Here is a 22,714-nt window from a genome sequence, read left to right on the forward strand (position 1 = left end):
CTTTGCGGTCGTCACGCCTTTTTACCGGCAGCCTGATTGAGGGCATTCACCACGATGGTTGGGGTTAATACCTGCGGTAAAACCGTTGGCGCGCTGCCATCGGCAGGATAAACCACATACAGGGGCAATCCGCCCTGACCAAACTGGCTTAGCGCGTCATCAACATCCGCATTAAATTTAGTCGAATCTGCCACCATATACAGCGTGCCCGTTTTCGCCATCGCCTCTTTCACCGCCTGGGTCGAGAGCGACGTCTTGTCGTTCACCTGACAGGTGATGCACCAGGACGCGGTGAAATTCACGAAAATGGCTTTGCCGTGCCCGCGTTGTTCAGCCACCGTCTGCGGCGTCCATTTGATAGGGGCTGCTTGCTGAGCGTTCTGCGCGATATCTGCATTGGCGGCGGGTTTCATCACCCCGGGCAACGGCACCAGCACCAGCAGAAGCAACACCGCAGTGACCGAATACATCACGCGGTAGCCACGGCCAGCCAGTTGGCGCTGTTGCGCCATGCCATAAATCCATCCCGCAAAGCTGACGATAACCGACCCGGCGAGCAGCGTGGCGAGCGCCGTCATTCCTGCTTGTTGTGCGAGCACCCAAACCAGCCAGGCGTACGCGCCAAACATCGGGAAGGCGAGGCCTTTCTTCAGGACGCTCATCCAGGCTCCGGGGCGCGGTAAGCGACGAGCCAGAGCAGGGAAAAGTGAGATCAGCGTGAAGGGCGCAGCAAAGCCCAGCGCCAGCGCAAAGAAAATTGCCAGTGCGACAGCAGGCGGTTGTACCAGAGCGTAGCCAATAGCGCCCGCCATAAACGGAGCCGAGCAGGGCGTGGCGACGATGATCGCCAATGCACCTGTCAGCGCGGAACGGCCGAACGCACCGCGGCCGATAGAAAGCTCTCCGGCTCGCTGGAGTGACAGGCCAACTTCAAATACGCCCAGCATATTGAGCGCTGCACCGAGGATAACCAGCGCCAGAATCGAGATAACCAACGGCGACTGAAGCTGAAATCCCCAGCCAACCGCATTCCCGCCCGCGCGTGCGGCAAGCAGCACCGCCGCCAGCGCCATCATCGTGACGACAACCCCGAGTAAAAACGCGAGGCCTTCACTGCGGGCACTTGCCGTATCGCCATCGTGTCGCAGCAATCCGAAAGCTTTCAACGACACCACGGGAAACACGCACGGCATGAAGTTGAGAATAATGCCGCCTAAGAAGGCGGCGAGCATGGCAGTCAACATAAGCTGTCTCTGTTTGCTATCAGGAGTGTGACTGGGCGTACTGTTTCACCGCATCCATCGTTTTCTGGATGTGGGCATCCGGATTGCGATCGGTGTAGCTCAGCAGGATTTTACCGTCAGGTGCAATCACATAAGACGTGCGGTCAGAGAGCATTTTGCCGCCCATCTGCATTTGGGTTTGATACTCCGCCGCGACTTTGGCACCGGGGTCTGCGGCGACGGCAAACTTATTACGGCACTCAAGCTGCGAGAATTTCCCAACCTGATCCACGTTCCCCGCGGTCACGCCAATCACCGTTGCGCCCAATTTTTTGAAATCATCAGTCGCTTCAGCAAAGTCATGCGCTTCCAGCGTACAGCCTTTGGTAAATGCCGCCGGGAAGAAGTAGAGCACGACAGGGCCTTTTTGCAGCGCCTGTTGAAGTGAGAAGGTCATCGGTTTACCGGCGAGCGCGGCATCAAGCTTGAAGTCAGGTGCGCTGGCACCCACAGGCAGCGCGGCGGCGGCATTGAAAGCCATCAGAGAGAAACCAAGAGCGGCAGTAGCCAGCAGCGATAAGCGATGTTTAACAGCAATCATGGTGAGCTCCACTTGTGTAAGTAAAGGGGTTTCTTACACAGTTCGTTGCGTGGAGGGAAAAGGATTCGCTGCTGAGAAATTTTTTTTAAAAAGTATCCCGACAGGCGCCGGGATACTTTTTCGGGGATCAGTGTTGAGCAGCCTGCGGCAGGTTGTTCAACACGTCGAGCGCCTCTTGCGGAAGGGTTAACGCCGCCGCGGCCAGGTTCTCTTCCAGATGCTTCAGCGAAGACGTGCCTGGGATCAGCAGGATATTAGGCGAGCGTTGCAGCAGCCAGGCCAGTGCAACCTGCATCGGCGTGGCGTTCAGAGTCGCGGCAATGTCGTTGATATCCTGAGACTGCAACGGCGTGAAGCCACCCAGCGGGAAGAACGGCACATAGGCGATATTCTTCGTCGCCAGCATGTCAATGAGCTTATCGTCATGGCGATTTGCCACGTTATAGAAGTTCTGCACACAGACGATATCGGTCATTTTCAGGCCATCTTCTACCTGCTTTTCGGTAACGTTGCTCATCCCGATATGGCGAATCAGGCCTCTGTCTTTCAGCTTAATCAGCGTTTCCAGCGGTTCTTCCAGCGAGCCTTCTGCCGGGCCGTGAGCGCTGATCATGCTGCGCAGGTTGACCACATCCAGCACATCGAGACCCAGGTTACGCAGGTTGTCTTCCACTGCGGAAGTGAGTTCCGGGGCAGACATGGCCGGCAGCCAGTTGCCTTGTTCGTCGCGACGTGCACTGACTTTGGTGACAATCGTCAGATCTTTCGGATACGGGTGAAGCGCCTTTTTGATGATTTGGTTGGTGACATGCGGCCCATAAAAATCGGAGGTGTCGATATGGTTCACGCCAGCTTCAAGCGCCGCCTGCAGCACTTTCACTGCCATCTCTGGATCTTTAGGTGGACCAAACACGCCAGGCCCCGCCAATTGCATCGCTCCATAGCCAAGGCGATACACATCACGATCGCCGAGAGTAAAACTGCCGGACTGTTTAACGCTGGACATAACTGTTTCCTCATAATGGCTTAACCGGCTAAGTGTAAACCGGTTAAGCGAGGAAGGAAGCGAAGAAAGTTTAACGGAATGTGCGGCCCGTGAGCCGCGCAGGGATTAGCCGAAGAACATGACCGAGACGCAAAGCACGCCAACAATCAGCGTAATGAGACTTCCTACGGAGCGATAAGGCTTGAGGGCAGGGATCAGGTAAGTGGACAGCGTCGGCATGATGAACAGGATCATCGCAATCAACGGGCCGCTGATGGCGTAAATCATTGAGATAGCGTTCGGGTTGATGCAACACACCACGAACGTAAAGGCAGACACCAGCAGGATGGCGGTCGCGCGGTTAAAAGCACGGCTTTTACGCACTCCAACCTGATTCAGGCCCGCTTTCACTATCTCGCTGGCACCTTCAATCACCCCGAAGTAGGTGCCAAGGAAAGATTTCGACATCGCCACAATCGCCACAATAATGCCGGAAACCGCCAGCCAGTGTGGCGATGCGGGCATCATTGCCAGCGCGGAAAGGATAGTCACCCCTTCGTTTTTAGCCTCCGTGATGTAGCTTTCCGGGATAGCCAGCAGGCAGCTGAAGACGAAAAACAGCACGCTCAGGCAGATGATCAGGTATGCAATCCGCATAATTTTTTTGCATTTATCCATGGCCTGCTCGCCGAATTTCTCGCGACGATCGATGGCGAAGGTCGAGATAATCGGCGTATGGCTAAAGGCGAAAACCATCACGGGAATAGAGAGCCAGACCTGATGCAGGGTGTGCGGCGTAAAGGTCAACTGACCGCTGAACAGCGTGGGTTGCCAGGAGCCAGTCAGCCAGACAGACAGAAACAGAAAATAGGCAATCAGCGGGAAAACCAGGAACCCCATCACTTTCAGCGTCGCATGGCGGCCCATCAGGAAGATCAGGTTGAGTACCAGCACCACACCGAGGCTCACCAGCATGCGAATGCCGAGCGTCACCGTCATCTGTTTGGCTAACTGTTCAGTGAGCGAGTTGGTGATGGCAACGGCGTAAATCAGCACCACCACAAAGAAGGCGATGAAATAGAGCGAGGTGATGAGGTTGCCGATTTTTTTGCCGTAGTAGTGATTGACGGCACCGGTGATCCCGACGTTCGCAGGCAGGTTGGCCGATAAAATGAAACGACACAGTGCGCGATGCGGCCAGTACGTCAGCGGCCATGCCACCAATGCCGTAATCAGTAAAACCATCGCCCCGGCGGAGCCTAGCTGAATCGGCAGGAACAACGTACCCGCACCTACCGCAGTACCATATAAGGCGAAACTCCACAGGGTTTCGTCTTTTGACCATAATTTCGACATTGTTTGAATTTTAAAACCAGATAACCAGGAAAACGGAGGCGAATTTACCATAAAACCGAAGAGGCGGGGGAACGCGAAATGTCTCCAGGGAAAGATTGCCGAATGAATGTTAAATGACAGCGCATTGCTTTGTGATTAATCTCACTTTTTGTAAACAATTACGATAATAGTTGATAACAATACTCTACTATAGTGCGGTTAATTTGCGCTGAGGTCGGGATGAAAGACGTCGTAATCGTAGGTGCAGTAAGAACCCCCATCGGCTGTTTTCAGGGCGCGTTATCGCGCTTTACCGCCGTGGAGTTGGGCAGTGTGGTGGTGAAAGCGCTGGTCGAGCGAACCGGCATTGACCCTTTTGCCGTCGATGAAGTGATTCTCGGCCAGGTACTGACGGCGGGTGCCGGGCAAAACCCTGCCCGACAGTCAGCCATCAAAGGCGGCCTGCCGAACACGGTTTCTGCCATTACCATTAATGACGTTTGCGGCTCGGGCCTGAAAGCGCTGCATCTTGCGACTCAGGCGATTCAGTGTGGTGAAGCCGATGTCGTTATTGCCGGTGGCCAGGAAAACATGAGCCGCGCGCCTCACGTGCTGACCGACAGCAGGACAGGGGCTCGACTGGGCAACAGCCAGCTTATCGACAGCCTTGTGCATGACGGGCTGTGGGATGCTTTCAACGATTATCACATGGGTGTGACGGCGGAAAATCTGGCACGCGAATACGGCATTACCCGCGAGTTGCAGGACGCCTGGGCGCTTAGCTCCCAGCAAAAAGCGCGACGGGCGATAGATTCCGGACGTTTCCGCGATGAAATCGTTCCGGTGGTGAATGTCCAGAAAAATGGCCTGACTCAGGTGGTCGACACTGACGAACAGCCACGGACTGATGCCAGCGCCGAAGGGCTGGCGCGCCTGATGCCGGCGTTTGATTCGCTGGGTTCAGTGACAGCAGGTAATGCCTCATCGATAAACGATGGCGCGGCGGCGGTGATGATGATGAGTGAATCACGGGCGCTGGAGCTGAATTTGCCGATTCTGGCGCGCATTCGCGCCTTTGCCAGCGTCGGTGTCGATCCTGCTCTGATGGGCATTGCACCGGTCTATGCGACACGCCGTTGTCTTGAGCGGGTAGGCTGGCAGCTTGGCGATGTTGACCTGATTGAAGCCAATGAGGCTTTCGCCGCACAGGCTATTTCCGTCGGCAAGGTGCTGGAATGGGATGAGAAGCGTGTCAATGTTAACGGCGGTGCGATTGCATTGGGCCATCCGATTGGCGCATCCGGCTGCCGTATTTTGGTCTCGCTGGTGCATGAGATGATCAAACGCGATGCCCGTAAAGGGCTGGCAACATTGTGTATCGGCGGCGGGCAGGGCGTGGCGCTGGCGGTTGAACGCGAATAGTGTTGAGATGTTTATCTGGTGAGGCCTCCTGCAAAGGGGGCCTTTTTGTTGGCTCGAATTCTCCTTTCTTCGTTTTTCTGCGCGGTTATCTCTCTTCTGTGTCGTAAATTAAAGTTTATTTAAATCATTGTTATTTAATGAGATAAACATTATTCGTGGTGCAAGGTTAAACCTGCAACGTGATCGGTTTTGCATTTCTGGAATTTATCGGCATAAAAAATGAAACGATGTTTTATTTATCATTGAAAACCACCAGTGGGAGGCATAAGATGGTTTCAACAGAAAAGCGAAACTGCTTTTCAAAATGAAACTTATGCTGGAGGTTTACGTGGACATCAGACAAAGCATCCACAGCGCGCATGCTAAGACGCTGGATACCCAAGGGCTGCGCAACGAGTTTTTGGTTGAGCAGGTGTTTGTCGCCGATGAATACACCATGGTGTACAGCCACATCGATCGCATTATTGTGGGCGGCATCATGCCAGTGGCAAAAACGGTCTCTGTCGGCGGAGAAGTGGGCAAACAGCTTGGCGTGAGCTACTTCCTTGAGCGTCGTGAGCTGGGTGTGATTAACATCGGCGGCCCGGGCACCATCACCGTTGATGGCAAATGCTATGAAATCGGCCATCGCGATGCGCTGTACGTCGGGAAAGGGGCGAAAGAAGTGGTGTTCGCCAGCATTGATACCGCGAAACCCGCGAAGTTTTACTACAACTGCGCCCCGGCACACACCACCTTCCCAACCAAAAAAGTGATCCCTGCAGATGTTGCGCCGGTCACGCTTGGCGACAACGTCACCAGCAACCGCCGCACCATCAATAAATACTTCGTTCCGGACGTGCTGGAAACCTGTCAGCTCAGCATGGGCCTGACTGAACTGGCGCCAGGTAACCTGTGGAACACCATGCCGTGTCACACCCATGAACGCCGCATGGAAGTCTATTTCTACTTCAATATGGCCGACGACGCCTGCGTGTTCCACATGATGGGACAACCGCAGGAAACGCGCCATATCGTGATGCACAACGAGCAGGCGGTGATTTCGCCGAGCTGGTCTATTCACTCTGGCGTGGGCACGCAGGCTTATACCTTCATCTGGGGCATGGTCGGTGAAAACCAGGTCTTTGATGATATGGACCACGTCGCTGTTAAAGATCTGCGCTAGTCGCGGGCAGCAAACAACCTTTGCCTGTCCGGTACAGGCGTCAATTGAGTAAGGATTTTTTATGATTCTCGATACATTTTCACTGGCAGGCAAAGTTGCCGTGGTTTCTGGATGCGACACCGGTCTGGGGCAGGGCATGGCGATTGGCCTGGCGGAAGCAGGCTGTGATATCGTCGGTATCAACATCGTTGAGCCAACGGAAACCATTGAACAAGTCACCGCTCGTGGTCGTCGTTTCCTTAGCCTGACGGCTGACCTGCGCAATATCGACGGTATTCCACAACTGCTGGAACGCGCTGTGGCCGAATTTGGTCATATCGATATTCTGGTCAACAACGCGGGTTTGATTCGTCGCCAGGACGCTATCGAATTTAGCGAAAAAGACTGGGACGATGTGATGAACCTGAACATCAAAGCGGTGTTCTTCATGTCTCAGGCGGCGGCGAAGCACTTCATCAGCCAGGGGAAAGGCGGCAAAATCATTAATATCGCTTCCATGCTTTCCTTCCAGGGCGGCATTCGCGTGCCATCTTATACCGCGTCGAAAAGCGGTGTGATGGGTGTAACGCGTTTGCTGGCTAACGAATGGGCGAAACACGGCATCAACGTCAACGCGATTGCGCCAGGCTATATGGCGACCAACAATACTCAGCAGCTGCGCGCCGATGAACAGCGTAGCGCCGAAATCCTGGATCGCATTCCGGCCGGGCGTTGGGGTTTGCCGAGCGATCTGATGGGGCCGGTAGTATTCCTCGCTTCACCCGCATCTGACTATATTAACGGCTACACCGTGGCTGTAGATGGTGGCTGGCTGGCTCGTTAACCCTTCGAGATTGGACAAGAACCCTGCTCCGGCAGGGTTTTTTTATGCTTAAAGAAGGCTAATATGTTCTCATGCTTAATTTGAGTTAAGTGTGGCTAAACCTTTTATTTAGTGGGTGATGATGTGCTGCCTGCCTAAATGATAAAGGATTTTTAATCAACTCCACAATTAGGTGGGATCTTGTGCGAGAAATTGAGTGTTTCGCGGTTTTTTCTGAATGATGACCATGAAAATTCCTGGTTATGTGTATAAAAAAATAAAGGGTTTTCAGAATCTTCTTATAGGGCTATATTAGCGAAAAATAACGTTAACCCGCACTGACGAAAACATCATGTCTACTATGGATATCAAAACCCCAAAGGACGTCACGATCGCGCCTTCTGTTCCCGCACACGCCTTCTCAACAGGGCAGGATATTGATCTCCTGGCACTGCTCGACGTGTTGTGGAGTGCCCGCAAACGCATTCTCGCTTTTGTCTTTGGTTTTGCCCTTGCTGGCCTGGCTGTTTCGCTGCTGCTGCCACAAAAATGGACCAGCAATGCTGTCATCACGCCTGCGGAGCGCACGCAGTTAATGCCGCTCAACACGTTGCTTGCCACGATGAGAGTGCTCGGCGTTGACAATAAAAGCGACAGTACGGCGCTGTTTAACCTGTTCATTAAAAAGTTTAACTCCTCGGTGTTGCTGGAAGAGTACGTAAAATCTTCACCTGAGATAATGAATCAGTTGCAGGGGATTGATGTCGATCCGATTGAGTTACATCGTGCTGTCGTCACTATCGCCGAACGGATGAAAGCGGTTGACGATGCCAGCAACAAAAAAGAGAACAACGCGCTGTATAACTCCTGGACGCTCTCTTTTACCGGCCCGGATGCGGCAGAAGCACAAGTGATTCTGGCGGGCTACATCAAATTCGTCAGCGCGGAAGTGGTTAAACAGACCATGACCACTCTCCATGAAAACGTGACCATGAAGCTACAGACCGAAAAACAGCGTCTGGAACTTGATCGTGCGCAACTGGAGAATGCGAAAGACACGAAAATTAAGCGTCTGAATTATTCTTTGCAGGTTGCACAAGCCGCGGGCATCAATAAGCCGGTGTACAGCAATGGGCAAATGATTAAAGATGACCCCGATTTTTCCGTCACCCTGGGCACTGAAGGGATCAATAAAAAACTCGAAATTGAAAAATCGATTAAAGACGTTTCTGAGCTGAATGCTGATATTCTCAACCGGGAATATTTATTGAAACAGTTAGAATCGTTAAATATTACGGATGTTGACTTTCCCGTGGTTAATTATCAGCTTGAACCCTCACTGCCTATTAAAAAAGACGGTCCAGGTAAGTCGCTTATTATTCTGCTGGCCGCGCTACTGGGCGGAGCAATAGCCTGTGGAACAGTGTTACTGCAAAGCGCGCGTGAGTCACGCCGGGCTACGTTGCTGCTCGAAGAATCTGCTCTGTAATCATGGAAAAAACACAGGAAAAGAAGAGCTTATCTTCTTTTCCTGTGCCTGAGAACCACCCTCAACGGCCATTGCTCACCGTACCTCTCTCCAGCGCATACCTGTCTATTTCGTTGTTATCAAAAGTGGAAAGTTAATCCCAACTCTGGTTCACTGTGGAAAACACGTTCAAAGGACAGTCCATGAAAACCATTGGTCTACTTGCCGGCATGAGCTGGGAATCCACAATTCCTTATTACCGTCTGATTAATGAAGGCATCAAGCAGCGCCTGGGCGGCCTGCACTCGGCGAAGATCCTGATGCACAGCGTTGATTTCCATGAGATTGAAGCCTGTCAGGCTTCGGGCGAATGGGAAAAGGCCGGGGAAATCCTCGCGAACGCGGCGGCCTCGCTGGAAAGCATCGGTGCGGAAGGGATCGTGCTTTGTACTAACACCATGCATAAAGTGGCCTCCCAGATTGAATCCCGCTGTCAGGTGCCTTTTTTGCACATCGCCGATGCAACAGGGCGTGCGATTGAGAAGCAAAAGTTGCGCAATGTCGCGCTGTTGGGCACTCGCTACACCATGGAACAGGATTTCTACCGTGGGCGTCTGGAGCAGGAGTTCTCGCTGAATTTGCTTATTCCTAATGCCGATGAGCGCGCTCGAATCAACCAAATCATCTTCGAAGAGTTGTGCCTCGGCACGTTCAGCGAATCATCCCGTCTGGAATATTTGCAGGTCATTGAGCGTCTGGTGGCAGAAGGCGCTGAAGGCGTTATTTTTGGCTGCACCGAAATCGGCCTGCTGGTGCCTGCCGATCGTTGCCCGGTGCCGGTGTTTGATACTGCCGCGCTTCATGCCTCTGATGCCGTCGACTTTATGCTTTCCTGAGCAGTGCTTCCAGTGGCGTGACGATCGTCGGCAAACTGCTTTGCAGATGACTGACAAAAGCATCCACTAATGCCGATCCCGGCCGGTGCAACGGCCGGATCAGGCTCACGGTAAACGGCACATCGACACTAAAGCGACGGATAGCAATGCCCGTTGCAGCGTATTCCAGCGCAGTAAACGGGTTAACCACTGAAATGCCTGCTCCCGCACGCACCATAGCGCAAATCGACGCCGCGCTGTGAGTTTCCACCACCATTCTTCGCCGTACCTGATGCTCGCTAAACAGGTTATCAAGCAGCTGCCGGTAGCTGTCCGTACGCGACAGGCTGATGTAGTTCTCCCCTTCAAAATCTTGCGGTGTGAGTACCGTTTTCTGCGCAAGCGGATGGCTGGCGGGCAGAACGCAGACTTCATTCATGCTGAGCAACGGCGTGCGTTCGGTGCCAGGCGGCGTATGCAGCGTTTCAGTAAGCCCAAGATCGTGACGTTGCGCAGACAGCCACTCTTCGAGCAGCGGCGATTCCTGCGGAACAATTTGCAGACTCACTTCCGGGTAGCGAGCGAGGAAAGGTTGCAGCAACGCGGGCAAAAAGGACTGCGAAAAGACGGGCAGGCAAACCACCGAAAGTTCGCCCTGGCGAAATTCCCGCAGGCTTTCCGCCGCGCTCACTATGCGGTCCAGCCCGTACCAGGAGCGCTGCACTTCTTCAAATAACCGCAATCCCTGAACGGTAGGATGCAGCCGCCCGCGATTGCGCTCAAACAGCTTTAACCCCAGCACTTTCTCAAACCGTGCAAGCTCGCGGCTGACCGTCGGCTGCGAGGTGTGCAACAGCGCTGCTGCTTCGGTGACGTTGCCGGTGGTCATCACAGCATGAAAGATTTCGATGTGGCGCAAATTTACCGCAGGCATGACGTTTTCCTTTCCTGGCGTTATCCATATCAATTTTGCATGAAGTGCGGAAAAAACGATATTTTTTATTCGGTATGCACTGTGGCGTAATCAAGGCAGAGAAAAAGACGGAGTTCACCATGCCACGCCCACTGACTAACACTGATACTGACCTCAACGCGGAAAACCTGTTACGCCTGCCAGCCGAATTTGGCTGCCCGGTCTGGGTGTATGATGCGGCCATTATTCGCCAGCAGATTGCTCAACTGAGCCAGTTCGACGTGGTTCGCTTTGCGCAAAAAGCCTGTTCCAACATTCATATTCTGCGTTTAATGCGCGAACAGGGCGTGAAGGTGGATTCGGTGTCACTGGGGGAAATCGAGCGTGCGCTGGCCGCAGGATACAATCCGGCGACACATCCGGACGATATCGTCTTTACCGCCGATATGATTGACGAAGCGACACTCGCTCGCGTCAGTGAACTGAAGATCCCTGTGAATGCCGGATCGGTGGACATGCTGGCTCAGCTTGGTGAAGTGTCGCCGGGGCATCGTGTGTGGCTGCGTGTGAATCCTGGTTTTGGTCATGGGCACAGCCAGAAAACCAACACTGGCGGTGAAAACAGCAAACACGGCATCTGGTATAGCGACCTGCCGCAGGCGCTGGAAGTGATCCAACGCTATAAGCTGAAACTGGTCGGCATTCATATGCACATCGGTTCTGGCGTGGATTATGGTCATCTGGAACAGGTTTGTGGCGCGATGGTGCGTCAGGTTGTCGAATTCGGCCAGGATCTTGAGGCCATCTCTGCGGGCGGCGGGTTATCCATTCCTTACCGCTTCGGGGAAGAAACTATCGATACCAATCACTACTTTGGCCTGTGGAATGCTGCTCGCGAACAAATTGCGAAACATTTGGGCCACCCGGTGAAACTGGAAATCGAGCCGGGTCGTTTCCTGGTGGCGGAATCCGGTGTGCTGGTGGCGCAGGTTCGCAGTGTGAAAAACATGGGCAGTCGCCACTTTGTGCTGATCGACGCCGGGTTTAACGATTTAATGCGTCCTTCGATGTACGGCAGTTATCACCATATCAGCGCGCTGGCGGCGGACGGGCGAGACCTGAGCCAGGCTCCGTTGGTGGATACCGTGGTGGCGGGGCCATTATGTGAATCTGGCGATGTCTTTACCCAGCAGGAAGGCGGCAAAGTGGAAACGCGCGAACTGCCGCAGGTGGAGCCGGGCGATTATCTGGTGCTGCATGACACCGGGGCGTACGGCGCATCGATGTCTTCCAATTACAACAGCCGCCCGCTGCTGCCAGAAGTCCTGTATGACAACGGCAGCGCTCGCCTGATTCGCCGTCGTCAGACGATTGAGGAATTGCTGGCGCTGGAAGCGTTCTGATAATAAGGGCCAGTGGTCACCGATTCGCGCAGCACCAGTTTGCCGGTAAACGGCGGCAGCGTTTCAATCGGTTGGTTGTTGGCCAGTTTGATCGCCTGATCGATAGCGGTGGTTATCATGTTGTCGATAGGCAGATAGACGGTTGAAAGCCCCGGTTCGAGCCATTTCGCACTTGGGGCATCATCAAAGCCAAACAGCGAAATATCCTGAGGGATTTTCAGCCCCGCCTGATGCAGCGCCTTCGACGCCCCTAACGCCATATCATCATTACAGGCAAACAGCGCGCTGAAGCTGACTTTTTCATCCAGCAGTTGCTGACACAGTTCATAGCCGCGCGTCATGCCGGAATCCCCGTATTTCACCTTGTTTGGATCCCACGCGATCCCGTGTTTTTCCAGCGCATTGCGATAACCCTGCAAACGCGCTTTGCCGGTCGGCGTATGGATGGGCACCGTAATACAGGCGATGTCACGGTGGCCTTGCGAAATCAGATAATCGACGGCCTGAAAAGCGGCATCTTGTTGTTCGAAGAACACGCAGCGATCGCGCATTTGGCTGACGTCCCGGTTAATTACCACGACCGGCATGGCTATCGAGTTAATCAGCTTCATGATCGCCTTTTCGCTCATAAAGCGGGTATACAGCACAATGGCATCGCACTGCCTGTCGGCCAGCATTTGCACCGCTTGCTCTTCGCGTTCGGGCGTGTCGTGGCCGTCGGTGACAATCAGTTGTTTACCGTGGGTTTCTGTCTGGCGGGAAGCTTGCTGCAGCAGGCGACCGAAATAGAAGCCGTCGAAGGTGGAGACCACCAACCCAATGCTGTTGCTTGTTCGATTGGCCAGTGAGCGCGCCAAAAAGTTAGGGCGGTAGCCCAGCTCTTCCATGGCTTTATACACCTGCTTACGGGTGCTCTCTTTTACCTGACCTGTGCCGTTCAATACGCGGGAGACGGTCGCTTTCGACACGCCTGCGCGTAGTGAGACATCCAGCATTGTTGCCATTGTTCATTCCTGATGCCACATGATTGCCGCAGTTTATCACAGACAATCAGGGCCATATCCTCTCCGTTCGTTACAAATAACTATCGCGATCACGCTTTTAGTAGCGGTTCGCTGAAATACCCCTGCAAACAGTGCGTGGTATGCCAATGTGGTTTTTAAAATGCAATCTGGAATACCAATGTGTCCGATGAGAGCTAAGTCACAGAAGTTTGTCTGACAGATCGCTATTTTTGGTATGCCAAATGGTTCAAGGCTGTACACCCATTTTGATAAAAGCCCACATTTGAGGTATCACCCTATGGCATTTCAGGAAAAGCTCATCGATTCTCTGGGGAGTTTCGCCACTAAGTTCAATAGCTACCGCTATATCATGGCGATCAAATCCTCCTTTATTACCCTCATGCCGGTGATCATCGTCGGCGCCTTCTCCGTTCTGATTTCGAATATGGTGCTGGATCCGAAGAACGGTCTTGCCAGCTTCCAGTCACTGTCATTCCTCGCGGCACTCAAGCCGATAACCGGCGCGATTAACTACGCTACGCTCAATTTTCTTAACATTGGCGCGGTGTTTCTCATCGGTATTGAACTCGGGCGTATCAACGGCATTAAGACCTTGTTCCCCGGCTTGCTGGCGGTGATTTGCTTTATCTGCGTGACACCGACCACCGTGCAGATGATGGTCGACGGACAAATGCATGAAGTGAAAGACGTGTTGATGCGTCAGTTCTCCGACACCCGCAGCTTGTTCCTCGGCATGTTTATCGCGATTTTGTCCGTCGAAATCTATTGCTGGCTGGAAGGCCGCCCAGGCCTGAAGATCAAAATGCCCGACACGGTGCCGCCTAACGTGTCGGCTTCGTTTTCAGCGTTGATCCCGGCGATCATCACCACCACCGTTATTGCTACGTTCGGCTTTGTTTTCCATCAGCTAACCGGAATGTATCTCTACGATGCGGTGTATCAGGTGGTGCAGCAGCCGCTGGAGCGGGTGGTGCAAAGTCTGCCTGGTATTCTGCTGTTGATGTTTGTCGCGCAGCTCTTTTGGGTTATCGGTATCCACGGTAACCAGATGATCAAACCGATTCGCGAACCGCTGCTGCTGGGGGCGATCACCGTCAACATGAGCGCGTTTGAGCAGGGTAAAGAAGTGCCGAATATCATCACCATGCCGTTCTGGGATGTGTACATGAGCATCGGCGGTTCTGGCTTGACCATTGGCCTGCTGATTGCGGTGATGATCGCCACCAAACGTAAAGAGATGAAAGAGATAGCCAAGCTGTCGATTGGGCCGGGGCTGTTCAATATCAACGAGCCGGTCATTTTCGGTATGCCGATTATGCTGAACCCGATCCTCGCCATTCCGTTCATCATCACGCCGCTGGTCACAGGGTCGATTGGCTATTTTGCTACCGTGACTGGCTTTGCTGGCAAAGCGGTGGTGATGGTGCCATGGACCACGCCGCCTCTGATTAACGCCTGGCTTTCCACCGCAGGTTCAATGGGGGCAGTGATAACCCAACTGATTTGCATTGTGACGGCGGTGGTCATCTATCTGCCGTTCGTAAAAATCGCTTCCCGTCGCGCAGAACAAGCGCAGTTACAGGCGCAGCAGCAACAGGCTGCGGACAACGCATGAGGATGCTATGAGTCAGAAAACCCTCGTTATCCCTGACGATTTTATTCTGGGTGCAGCCGCTTCGGCCTGGCAAACCGAAGGCTGGAGTGGCAAAAAAGCAGGTCAGGATTCGTGGCCTGATCTTTGGTACAAAAATGACAGGCATGTCTGGCATGAAGGCTATGGCCCGGCGATTGCCACGGATTTTATTAACCGTTTCCGTGAAGATGTCGCCCTGATGAAACAGGCCGGGCTGACCCATTACCGTACCTCCATCAACTGGTCGCGGTTTTTAACCGACTACGATAACGTAACGGTTGATGAAGAGTACGCGGCATATTACGACGCGCTGTTTGATGAAATGCACGCGCAAGGCATCGAACCAATGATTTGCCTTGAGCATTACGAGCTGCCGGGGTATTTGCTGGAAAACTACGGTGGCTGGGCATCGAAAAAGGTCGTGGAACTTTATGTTCGCTATGCTGAGAAAGTCTTCGAGCGTTACCACGCCAAAGTGACTCGCTGGTTTACCTTTAACGAACCGATTGTGGTGCAAACCCGCGTGTATCTTGACGCGCTGCGCTGGCCTTATGAGCAGAACACGGGCACGTGGATGCAGTGGAATCACCATAAAGTGCTGGCGACAGCGCGGGTAGTGAAGCTGTTCCGTGAGAAAGGCTATCGCGGTAGCGTGGGCTGTATTCTTAATCCGGAAGTGACCTATCCACGCTCCAGTGCACCGCACGATGTGCTCGCGGCGGAGCGCTACGATCTTTTCTATAACCGCGTCTTCCTCGACCCCTTTGTTCATGGCGAGTATCCCGCTGAACTGTTCTCACTTTTGGAAAAGCACAATGTGGAGTGGGATTACAGCGCGGAGGAACTCGACGAAATCCGGGCAAACACTGTCGATGAACTCGGTATCAATCTTTATTACCCGCATCGGGTAAAAGCTCCCTCGCGCGCCTGGCACCCAGAAACCCCTTTCCATCCAGCTTACTACTATGAGCCGTTTGAATTGCCGGGGCGGAGAATGAACAAATCCCGTGGCTGGGAAATTTATCCGCAGATTGTTTACGACATGGCGATGCGGATTAAAAATGAGTACCGCAACATCCCATGGTTCGTCGCTGAAAGCGGGATGGGGATTGAGAACGAAGGGCAGTTCCGTAATCGGGACGGCATTATCGAAGACGATTACCGCATCGCGTTTGTCAGCGAACACCTGTGGCAAACGTTACGGGCGAAGCAGGATGGCGCGAACTGCCATGGCTATATGTTGTGGGCCTTTACCGATAACGTGTCGCCCATGAATGCCTTTAAAAACCGCTACGGGCTTATCGAAATTGATTTGCAAAACAACCGGACGCGGAAAGCGAAGAAATCGGCCCACTGGTTCCGTCAAGTGCGGGACAGCCGCAGGTTAACGCTAAACAGTGAGGACGAGCCGAAATAGCAGCGTTCCTGCTCTCACGGGAATTTTGCTACTATAGCCGCCGGTCAGACCGCCAGGATCGGCGGTTTGTGCATCCACCCGCAAGCAGACACAGGTGATATTGTGGAAAAGGCCGTTGTTCCGCCGGAAAAGAAACCTTACCAGGAAATTGGGGAAGACTTACGCGCGCAGATTATGCAGGGCCTTTACCCGATAGGTTCCCGCCTGCCACCAGAGCGAAACATAGCGGAAAAGTACGGGGTCAGCCGCACCATCGTGCGTGAAGCGCTGTTGATGCTGGAGTTGCAGGGCACTGTTGATATTCGTCAGGGGTCTGGCGTCTATGTGATGCGTATTCCGCAGGAAAACGACAGCGACGAAGAAAGGATGCTGCACAGCGATGTTGGCCCGTTTGAAATTTTACAGGCCCGGCAATTACTGGAAAGTAACATTGCTGCCTTTGCGGCGAAGATGGCGACCCGGGCGGATATCGACAACTTACGTCGGATAATCGAGCAAGAGCAACGCGCCATCGCGGCCAACGACACCACCCAGGACAACAATAAAATGTTTCATCTGGTGCTCGCAGGCGCGTCACAAAACCAGATGCTGCTGACCACGGTAGAGAACATTTGGCTGCAAATGGACAGCAGCCCTTTGTGGCAGCAGTTTAACGTGCACATCGCCAGCCGGGCGTATCGTCTGAAATGGCTTGGTGACCGGCAAACTATTCTGGCCGCGCTGCGTCGCCGCGACGTAATGGGCGCATGGCAGGCGATGTGGCAGCATCTCGAAAATGTGAAAAACAGTCTGCTGGAGCTCTCCGATGAGGATGCGCCTGATTTTGACGGTTATTTGTTTGAGTCCGTGCCCATTTTTCAGGGGAAATTGATGTGAAGATCCAGCCCCTTTATGCCGTGCCGCAGCATGCGCGGCAGGTTACGGACTGGCTATGGCAAGCCTTTGGCGGGGTGGCAATGCCACGTGAATTTTTCGCCAGCATTATTGAGCACAGCCAGAAGCCGGAGGCGTTGCCGCTGACCTTCGTGATGACAGAAGGTGACGCATTGCTGGCAACCGTTGGCTTATGGCGTTGTGATCTTATCAGCCGTCAGGATCTGTTCCCGTGGATGGCGGCCTTGTACGTCGACGAATCTGTGCGTGGGCAAGGGCTGGCAGGGCAGTTGCAGGAGCATGTGATTCAGTATGCGCGTGAAAAGGGCTACTCGCAGCTCCACCTCTATTCGGCCTGCCGCGATTTTTATGAGCGTTTTGGCTGGCAGTACATCGGCGATGGCATTGAATACCCTGCCACCACCGTGCATCTATACCGTTACGAACTCTGAGTTTCCGTCAGGGCAATCACCGAATGGCGACGCACCAGAGTAGGACTAAACAAGTGCGTGATTTCCGGCAAAGGCCGCTTTTCTGCGAGTGCTAACGCCAGCTCCGCGGCCTGTGTCGCCATGGTGACAATTGGGTAGCGAACGGTGGTCAGACGCGGGCGCACATAGCGCGAAATCAGGACATCGTCGAAGCCAATCAGCGAAATCTCGCCCGGTACGTCAATGCCGTTGTCATTCAATACACCCATCGCACCGGCTGCCATCGAGTCGTTATAGCATGCCACCGCAGTAAAGTTTCTGCCGCGACCAAGCAACTCCGTCATCGCTTGTTCACCGCCGCTCTCGTCCGGTTCGCCGAAGGTCACCAGTCTTTCGTTACACGGTAAACCGCTCTCTTTTAACGCGTCGTAATAGCCCTGTAAGCGGTCTTCAGCATCCGAAATGGCGTGATTGGAGCAGAGATAGCCAATTTTAGTGTGCCCCTGCTGAATCAGATGGCGAGTTGCAAGCCACGCACCGTAGCGGTCATCCAGCGCCACGCAGCGTTTTTCGTAACCTGGTAGAATGCGGTTAATCAGCACCATGCCCGGAATTTGTTTCATCAGCCCAGCAAGCTCTTCGTCCGGCAGCACTTTGGCGTGCACCACGAGCGCTGCGCAACGGTGACGAATCAATTGCTCGATGGCCTGACGTTCTTTTTTCTCATTGTGGTAGCCATTGCCAATCAGCAAAAAATTGCCGGTGTGATAGGCCACTTGCTCCACGGCTTTGACCATGGCACCAAAAAACGGATCGGAAACATCACCGACCACCAGGCCGACGGTTTCGGTAGACTGCTGAGCCAGCGCGCGGGCGTTGGCGTTCGGGTGATAGCTTAATGTCTCCATGGCGGCAAACACCGCCTGGCGTGAGGCATCGCTGGCTTTTGGGGAGTCGTTAATCACTCGGGAAACGGTGGCGACTGAAACACCAGCCAACCGGGCCACATCCTTTATTGTCGCCATATCATGCCTTCTTTAGAGGGAAAACGGTTACACACCTCACAGTGTTACGGAAAAGCCAGTGCTGTTCAAGGTTAAGGGGCTGGTAAGGTGAGCAAATGTGATGCAGACGAGGCTGTTGGGTAAATGCGTTACACAACACGTCACAGTGAATTGAAAACGGAAAAGGTGAATTCAAACCTTTAGTTACACTTTGCGCAGAGCTGTTGCGAATGTTCGCTGGAGGAGCCATCAGCCAGATTGATACTCTGACTGTCCCAGAGGTATTGATAGGTGAAGTCGACCCCTAACGGGAGACCACTTGAATTACACCAACCTGCGCAGATGCGCAGGTTTTTTTTGCCCAAAATCCGTGGCTTGTAACAGTAAACGAGAATCGTAACACCTCGTTGCATTTCCGCTCATTCCTTTGCGTTTTCGCAGTGGCAAGCGGGGCGAGGAACGACCACAATCAAGATCCCAGAGGTATTGATTGGTGAGATTTTTTTGGTACGAACTTCGTACTTATCTCTTGCACCGACCTGCGCAGATGCGCAGGTTTTTTTTGTCCGAAAAATCACCCCCATCCTGCATTTCCAATTCATCTCGTGTAACCTGCAAACAGTCTTTTTATGCCAAATGGAGTTGATATGCTTTTGGGCTTTTTCCGTTTTCTTTTCAGGGTGATGTTTCGGGTTCGGATGACCGGAAATGCGGCTGTGTTGAACCAGCCGAAAGTCCTGATCACCCCCAACCACGTCTCTTTTATTGATGGCATGCTGCTGGCGCTGTTTTTACCTGTACGCCCGGTGTTTGCGGTCTATACCTCAATCAGCCAGAAATGGTTTATGCGTTATCTTGCGCCGATCGTGGATTTCGTCCCGTTGGATCCCACCAAGCCGATGTCGATCAAGCATCTGGTCAGAATGATCGAAAGCGGCCGTCCGGTGGTCATCTTCCCGGAAGGCCGTATCTCCACAACCGGCTCGCTGATGAAAATCTATGACGGTGCAGCGTTTGTGGCGGCAAAAGCGCAAGCGGTGGTGGTGCCGGTCCGTATCGAAGGGGCCGAGCTGACGTTTGCCAGCCGCCTGAAAGGGCTGGTTAAACGCCGCTTTTTCCCGCGCATTGACATCCATATTCTGCCTCCGACCTCGCTGCCGATGCCGGAAGCGCCTCGCGCTCGCGATCGCCGTAAAATTGCAGGCGAAATGCTGCATCAGATAATGATGGAAGCACGCATGGCGGTGCGCCCGCGTGAAACGCTGTATGAGTCGTTGCTGACTGCGCAATATCGCTATGGCGATCGCAAAACCTGTATCGAAGACATCAACTTCCAGCCGGACACCTACCGCAAGCTGTTAACCAAAACGCTGTTTGTGGCGCGCATCCTGGAAAAATACAGCAAGCAGGGTGAGAAAATTGGCCTGATGCTGCCTAACGCGGGCATCAGTGCAGCGGTGATTTTCGGCGCGATCGCACGCGGTCGTGTTCCGGCAATGATGAACTACACGGCAGGGATTAAAGGGCTTTCCAGCGCGATTACCGCCGCGGAAATTAAAACCATTTTCACCTCCCGTACGTTCCTTGATAAAGGCAAGCTGTGGCATCTTCCAGAGCAATTGACGCAGGTGCGTTGGGTCTTCCTCGAAGATCTGAAAGGCGACGTGACCACGGCGGATAAGCTGTGGATTTTTGGGCATCTGTTGGCTCCGCGTCTGGCTCAGGTCAAACAGCAGCCGGAAGACGCGGCCATCATCCTGTTTACTTCAGGCTCTGAAGGCAACCCTAAAGGCGTGGTGCATAGCCACAAGAGCATTCTCGCCAACGTTGAGCAGATCAAAACCATTGCCGACTTCACCGCTGAAGACCGCTTTATGTCGGCGCTGCCATTGTTCCACTCCTTTGGTTTGACGGTCGGTCTGTTCACCCCGTTGCTGACGGGCGCAGAAGTCTTCCTCTACCCAAGCCCGCTGCATTACCGCATCGTTCCGGAACTGGTCTACGATCGTAACTGTACCGTACTGTTCGGGACCTCAACGTTCCTTGGGCATTATGCTCGTTTTGCCAACCCGTATGATTTCCGCAAGATTCGCTATGTGGTCGCCGGGGCGGAAAAATTACAGGAGAGCACCAAACAGCTCTGGCAGGACAAATTCGGTCTGCGCATCCTCGAAGGTTATGGCGTAACCGAATGTGCCCCAGTGGTTTCCATTAACGTTCCAATGGCGGCAAAACCGGGCACCGTTGGGCGCATTCTGCCAGGCATGGATGCCCGTTTGTTGGCGGTGCCGGGTATTGAGCAGGGCGGCCGCTTGCAGCTCAAAGGCCCGAACGTCATGAACGGGTATTTGCGCGTAGAAAACCCTGGTGTGCTCGAAGCGCCAACGGCGGAAAACCATAACGGTGAAGTCGAAACCGGCTGGTACGACACCGGGGATATCGTGCTGTTTGACGAGCAAGGCTTTGTGCAGATTCAGGGGCGTGCCAAGCGCTTTGCGAAAATCGCCGGGGAGATGGTGTCGCTGGAAATGGTTGAGCAATTAGCCCTGGCAGTGTCGCCCGACAAAATGCACGCCACGGCAATCAAGCAAGACGCCAGCAAGGGCGAGGCGCTGGTGCTGTTCACCACCGATAATGAGCTGACGCGAGACAAGCTGCAGCAACAGGCGCGTGCGAGTGGTGTGCCAGAGTTGGCTGTGCCACGCGATATTCGTTTCCTGAAGCAGATGCCGCTGCTCGGCAGCGGTAAACCGGACTTCGTCACCCTGAAGGGGATGGTCGATCAGGCGGAAAACCATAATGAGTGAGTCAGTACACACTAACACGTCGCTCCGATCGAAAGGCATGCTGGCAGTCATCTGTGCCCAGTTCCTGTCGGCGTTTGGCGATAATGCTTTGCTGTTTGCCACCCTGGCGCTGATGAAGCAGCAGTTCTACCCGGACTGGAGCCAGCCGATCCTGCAGATGGTGTTTGTGGGCGCTTACATTCTGTTTGCCCCGTTTGTTGGGCAGTTTGCCGACAGCTTCCCGAAAGGTCGGGTGATGATGGTCGCCAACGCGATGAAGTTGATTGGCGCGGCGTCTATCTGTGCTGGCGTGAACCCGTTTATCGGCTACACGCTGGTGGGTGTGGGGGCGGCAGCTTATTCTCCGGCGAAATACGGCATTCTGGGTGAATTGACCACTGGCGATAAACTGGTGAAAGCCAACGGATTGATGGAGTCGTCCACCATTGCGGCCATTTTACTGGGTTCCGTGGCGGGCGGGGTACTCGCCGACTGGCACGTTCTGGCGGCACTGGGCGTTTGCGCCTTTGTGTATGCCGGAGCGGTTGTCGCCAACTTGTTTATCACCCGTTTGCCTGCGGCCAGGCCAGGGCAGTCGTGGCGCTTTAAGGCCATGACGCAGAGCTTTTTCTCTGCCTGTAAAACGCTGTGGCTAAACCGCGAAACTCGCTTCTCGCTGGTTGGCACCAGCCTCTTTTGGGGCGCGGGCGTCACACTGCGTTTTCTGCTGGTGCTGTGGGTGCCTGTGGCACTTGGTATTACCGATAACGCCACGCCAACTTACCTCAACGCGATGGTTGCGGTGGGCATTGTGGCAGGCGCAGGGGCTGCGGCAAAACTCATCACCCTGGAAAACGTCGCGCGCTGTATGCCGGCAGGCATTTTGATTGGCGTGCTGGTGGTTATCTTTGCCGTGCAACATGCTCTGCTGCCTGCTTATGGGTTGCTGTTGCTGATTGGGGTTTGCGGTGGGTTCTTTGTCGTCCCGCTCAATGCCTTGCTGCAGGAACGCGGTAAGCACACTGTCGGCGCGGGCAATGCCATTGCTGTGCAAAACCTGGGTGAAAACAGCGCGATGCTTATCATGCTTGGCCTGTATTCACTGGCGGTGATGATCGGCATTCCGGTCGTGGGCGTTGGGATTGGCTTTGGCACGTTGTTCGCTTTGGCGATTGTCGTGCTTTGGGCTTGGGGCAAAAAAAGATAGGTAATGCCCGGCGGCGCTACGCTTGCAGGGCCAACATTAGTTTTCTACGTTCTGTAGATACTGTTATGCCACGCAAGCATTTTCTGTGTGCAACGTGGCATCGAACGGGCGTCCTGATTTCAGGACGCCGTACGCCACTTGTGCCA

General features: G+C 53.9%; 19 protein-coding genes. 12 read left to right on the forward strand and 7 right to left on the reverse strand.

From position 1 onward, the window contains the following. Positions 1 to 11 precede the first annotated feature (11 nt). From ACI2I2_RS19625 to ACI2I2_RS19640, 4 genes are all read right to left on the reverse strand, one after another. Positions 12 to 1,244, reverse strand: a complete 1,233-nt coding sequence (locus ACI2I2_RS19625; protein WP_404659429.1) for a protein-disulfide reductase DsbD family protein — start codon at positions 1,242 to 1,244, stop codon at positions 12 to 14. Between the two features lie 19 nt (positions 1,245 to 1,263). Next, complete coding sequence (locus ACI2I2_RS19630) at positions 1,264 to 1,824, reverse strand: peroxiredoxin (RefSeq protein WP_404659430.1); 561 nt, start codon at positions 1,822 to 1,824, stop codon at positions 1,264 to 1,266. 127 nt (positions 1,825 to 1,951) lie between these two features. Continuing rightward, positions 1,952 to 2,830 carry an aldo/keto reductase family oxidoreductase gene (locus tag ACI2I2_RS19635; RefSeq protein ID WP_404659431.1) on the reverse strand — a complete coding sequence of 293 codons (879 nt, stop codon included), beginning with the start codon at positions 2,828 to 2,830 and terminating at the stop codon, positions 1,952 to 1,954. Positions 2,831 to 2,935: 105 nt separating this feature from the next. Then, positions 2,936 to 4,165 (reverse strand): amino acid permease, encoded by a 1,230-nt coding sequence (locus ACI2I2_RS19640; protein ID WP_404659432.1) that lies wholly within the window; start codon positions 4,163 to 4,165, stop codon positions 2,936 to 2,938. Positions 4,166 to 4,384: 219 nt separating this feature from the next. Between ACI2I2_RS19640 and ACI2I2_RS19645 the strand changes: the two genes are divergently transcribed. From ACI2I2_RS19645 to ACI2I2_RS19665, 5 genes are all read left to right on the forward strand, one after another. Continuing rightward, positions 4,385 to 5,566, forward strand: a complete 1,182-nt coding sequence (locus ACI2I2_RS19645) for an acetyl-CoA C-acetyltransferase (protein ID WP_404659434.1) — start codon at positions 4,385 to 4,387, stop codon at positions 5,564 to 5,566. 328 nt (positions 5,567 to 5,894) lie between these two features. Beyond that, positions 5,895 to 6,731, forward strand: coding sequence for a 5-dehydro-4-deoxy-D-glucuronate isomerase (gene kduI / locus ACI2I2_RS19650; RefSeq protein ID WP_404659435.1), 837 nt, complete (start codon positions 5,895 to 5,897; stop codon positions 6,729 to 6,731). Between the two features lie 61 nt (positions 6,732 to 6,792). Further along, positions 6,793 to 7,554, forward strand: a complete 762-nt coding sequence (gene kduD / locus ACI2I2_RS19655; RefSeq protein ID WP_330982810.1) for a 2-dehydro-3-deoxy-D-gluconate 5-dehydrogenase KduD — start codon at positions 6,793 to 6,795, stop codon at positions 7,552 to 7,554. A gap of 331 nt (positions 7,555 to 7,885) precedes the next feature. Continuing rightward, positions 7,886 to 9,022, forward strand: a complete 1,137-nt coding sequence (gene wzz(fepE) / locus ACI2I2_RS19660) for an LPS O-antigen length regulator Wzz(fepE) (RefSeq protein WP_404659436.1) — start codon at positions 7,886 to 7,888, stop codon at positions 9,020 to 9,022. 182 nt (positions 9,023 to 9,204) lie between these two features. Next, a complete protein-coding gene (locus tag ACI2I2_RS19665) occupies positions 9,205 to 9,897 on the forward strand; it encodes an aspartate/glutamate racemase (protein WP_404659437.1) in 693 nt (230 codons plus the stop codon). Here the strand turns inward: ACI2I2_RS19665 and ACI2I2_RS19670 are convergent. Next, a complete protein-coding gene (locus ACI2I2_RS19670; protein ID WP_404659439.1) occupies positions 9,884 to 10,810 on the reverse strand; it encodes a LysR family transcriptional regulator in 927 nt (308 codons plus the stop codon). The two genes, ACI2I2_RS19665 and ACI2I2_RS19670, sit on opposite strands and share 14 nt — an antisense overlap. A 119-nt stretch (positions 10,811 to 10,929) precedes the next feature. Here ACI2I2_RS19670 and lysA point away from each other — a divergent pair, with 119 nt between their 5' ends. Next, the gene (gene lysA, locus ACI2I2_RS19675; protein ID WP_404659440.1) at positions 10,930 to 12,192 is read left to right on the forward strand and encodes a diaminopimelate decarboxylase; all 1,263 of its coding nucleotides are present in this window, start codon (positions 10,930 to 10,932) and stop codon (positions 12,190 to 12,192) included. Here lysA and ACI2I2_RS19680 read toward each other — a convergent pair. Then, on the reverse strand, positions 12,153 to 13,196 hold the full coding sequence (locus ACI2I2_RS19680; RefSeq protein ID WP_404659441.1) for a LacI family DNA-binding transcriptional regulator: 1,044 nt from the start codon (positions 13,194 to 13,196) through the stop codon (positions 12,153 to 12,155). The two genes, lysA and ACI2I2_RS19680, sit on opposite strands and share 40 nt — an antisense overlap. Before the next feature lie 298 nt (positions 13,197 to 13,494). Between ACI2I2_RS19680 and ACI2I2_RS19685 the strand changes: the two genes are divergently transcribed. From ACI2I2_RS19685 to ACI2I2_RS19700, 4 genes are all read left to right on the forward strand, one after another. After that, positions 13,495 to 14,832, forward strand: coding sequence for a PTS sugar transporter subunit IIC (locus tag ACI2I2_RS19685; protein ID WP_404659442.1), 1,338 nt, complete (start codon positions 13,495 to 13,497; stop codon positions 14,830 to 14,832). A 7-nt stretch (positions 14,833 to 14,839) separates the two neighbouring features. Beyond that, positions 14,840 to 16,267: a glycoside hydrolase family 1 protein gene (locus tag ACI2I2_RS19690; RefSeq protein WP_404659443.1), complete on the forward strand. Its 1,428-nt coding sequence runs from the start codon at positions 14,840 to 14,842 to the stop codon at positions 16,265 to 16,267. 102 nt (positions 16,268 to 16,369) lie between these two features. After that, the gene (locus ACI2I2_RS19695) at positions 16,370 to 17,143 is read left to right on the forward strand and encodes an FCD domain-containing protein (RefSeq protein ID WP_404659444.1); all 774 of its coding nucleotides are present in this window, start codon (positions 16,370 to 16,372) and stop codon (positions 17,141 to 17,143) included. Beyond that, complete coding sequence (locus ACI2I2_RS19700) at positions 17,140 to 17,592, forward strand: GNAT family N-acetyltransferase (RefSeq protein WP_404659446.1); 453 nt, start codon at positions 17,140 to 17,142, stop codon at positions 17,590 to 17,592. Before ACI2I2_RS19695 ends, ACI2I2_RS19700 begins: the two co-directional genes overlap by 4 nt. Here the strand turns inward: ACI2I2_RS19700 and galR are convergent. Beyond that, a complete protein-coding gene (gene galR, locus ACI2I2_RS19705; RefSeq protein ID WP_404659447.1) occupies positions 17,580 to 18,596 on the reverse strand; it encodes an HTH-type transcriptional regulator GalR in 1,017 nt (338 codons plus the stop codon). The genes ACI2I2_RS19700 and galR overlap by 13 nt on opposite strands. 626 nt (positions 18,597 to 19,222) lie before the next feature. Between galR and aas the strand changes: the two genes are divergently transcribed. Together aas and lplT are read left to right on the forward strand one after the other, a co-directional pair. After that, a complete protein-coding gene (gene aas, locus ACI2I2_RS19710; protein ID WP_404659449.1) occupies positions 19,223 to 21,382 on the forward strand; it encodes a bifunctional acyl-ACP--phospholipid O-acyltransferase/long-chain-fatty-acid--ACP ligase in 2,160 nt (719 codons plus the stop codon). Next, positions 21,375 to 22,568 (forward strand): lysophospholipid transporter LplT, encoded by a 1,194-nt coding sequence (lplT, locus tag ACI2I2_RS19715; RefSeq protein ID WP_404659450.1) that lies wholly within the window; start codon positions 21,375 to 21,377, stop codon positions 22,566 to 22,568. Before aas ends, lplT begins: the two co-directional genes overlap by 8 nt. The last annotated feature ends 146 nt before the right edge of the window (positions 22,569 to 22,714 follow it).

Source organism: Scandinavium sp. NPDC088450, assembly GCF_044900545.1.
GTDB lineage: Bacteria > Pseudomonadota > Gammaproteobacteria > Enterobacterales > Enterobacteriaceae > Scandinavium.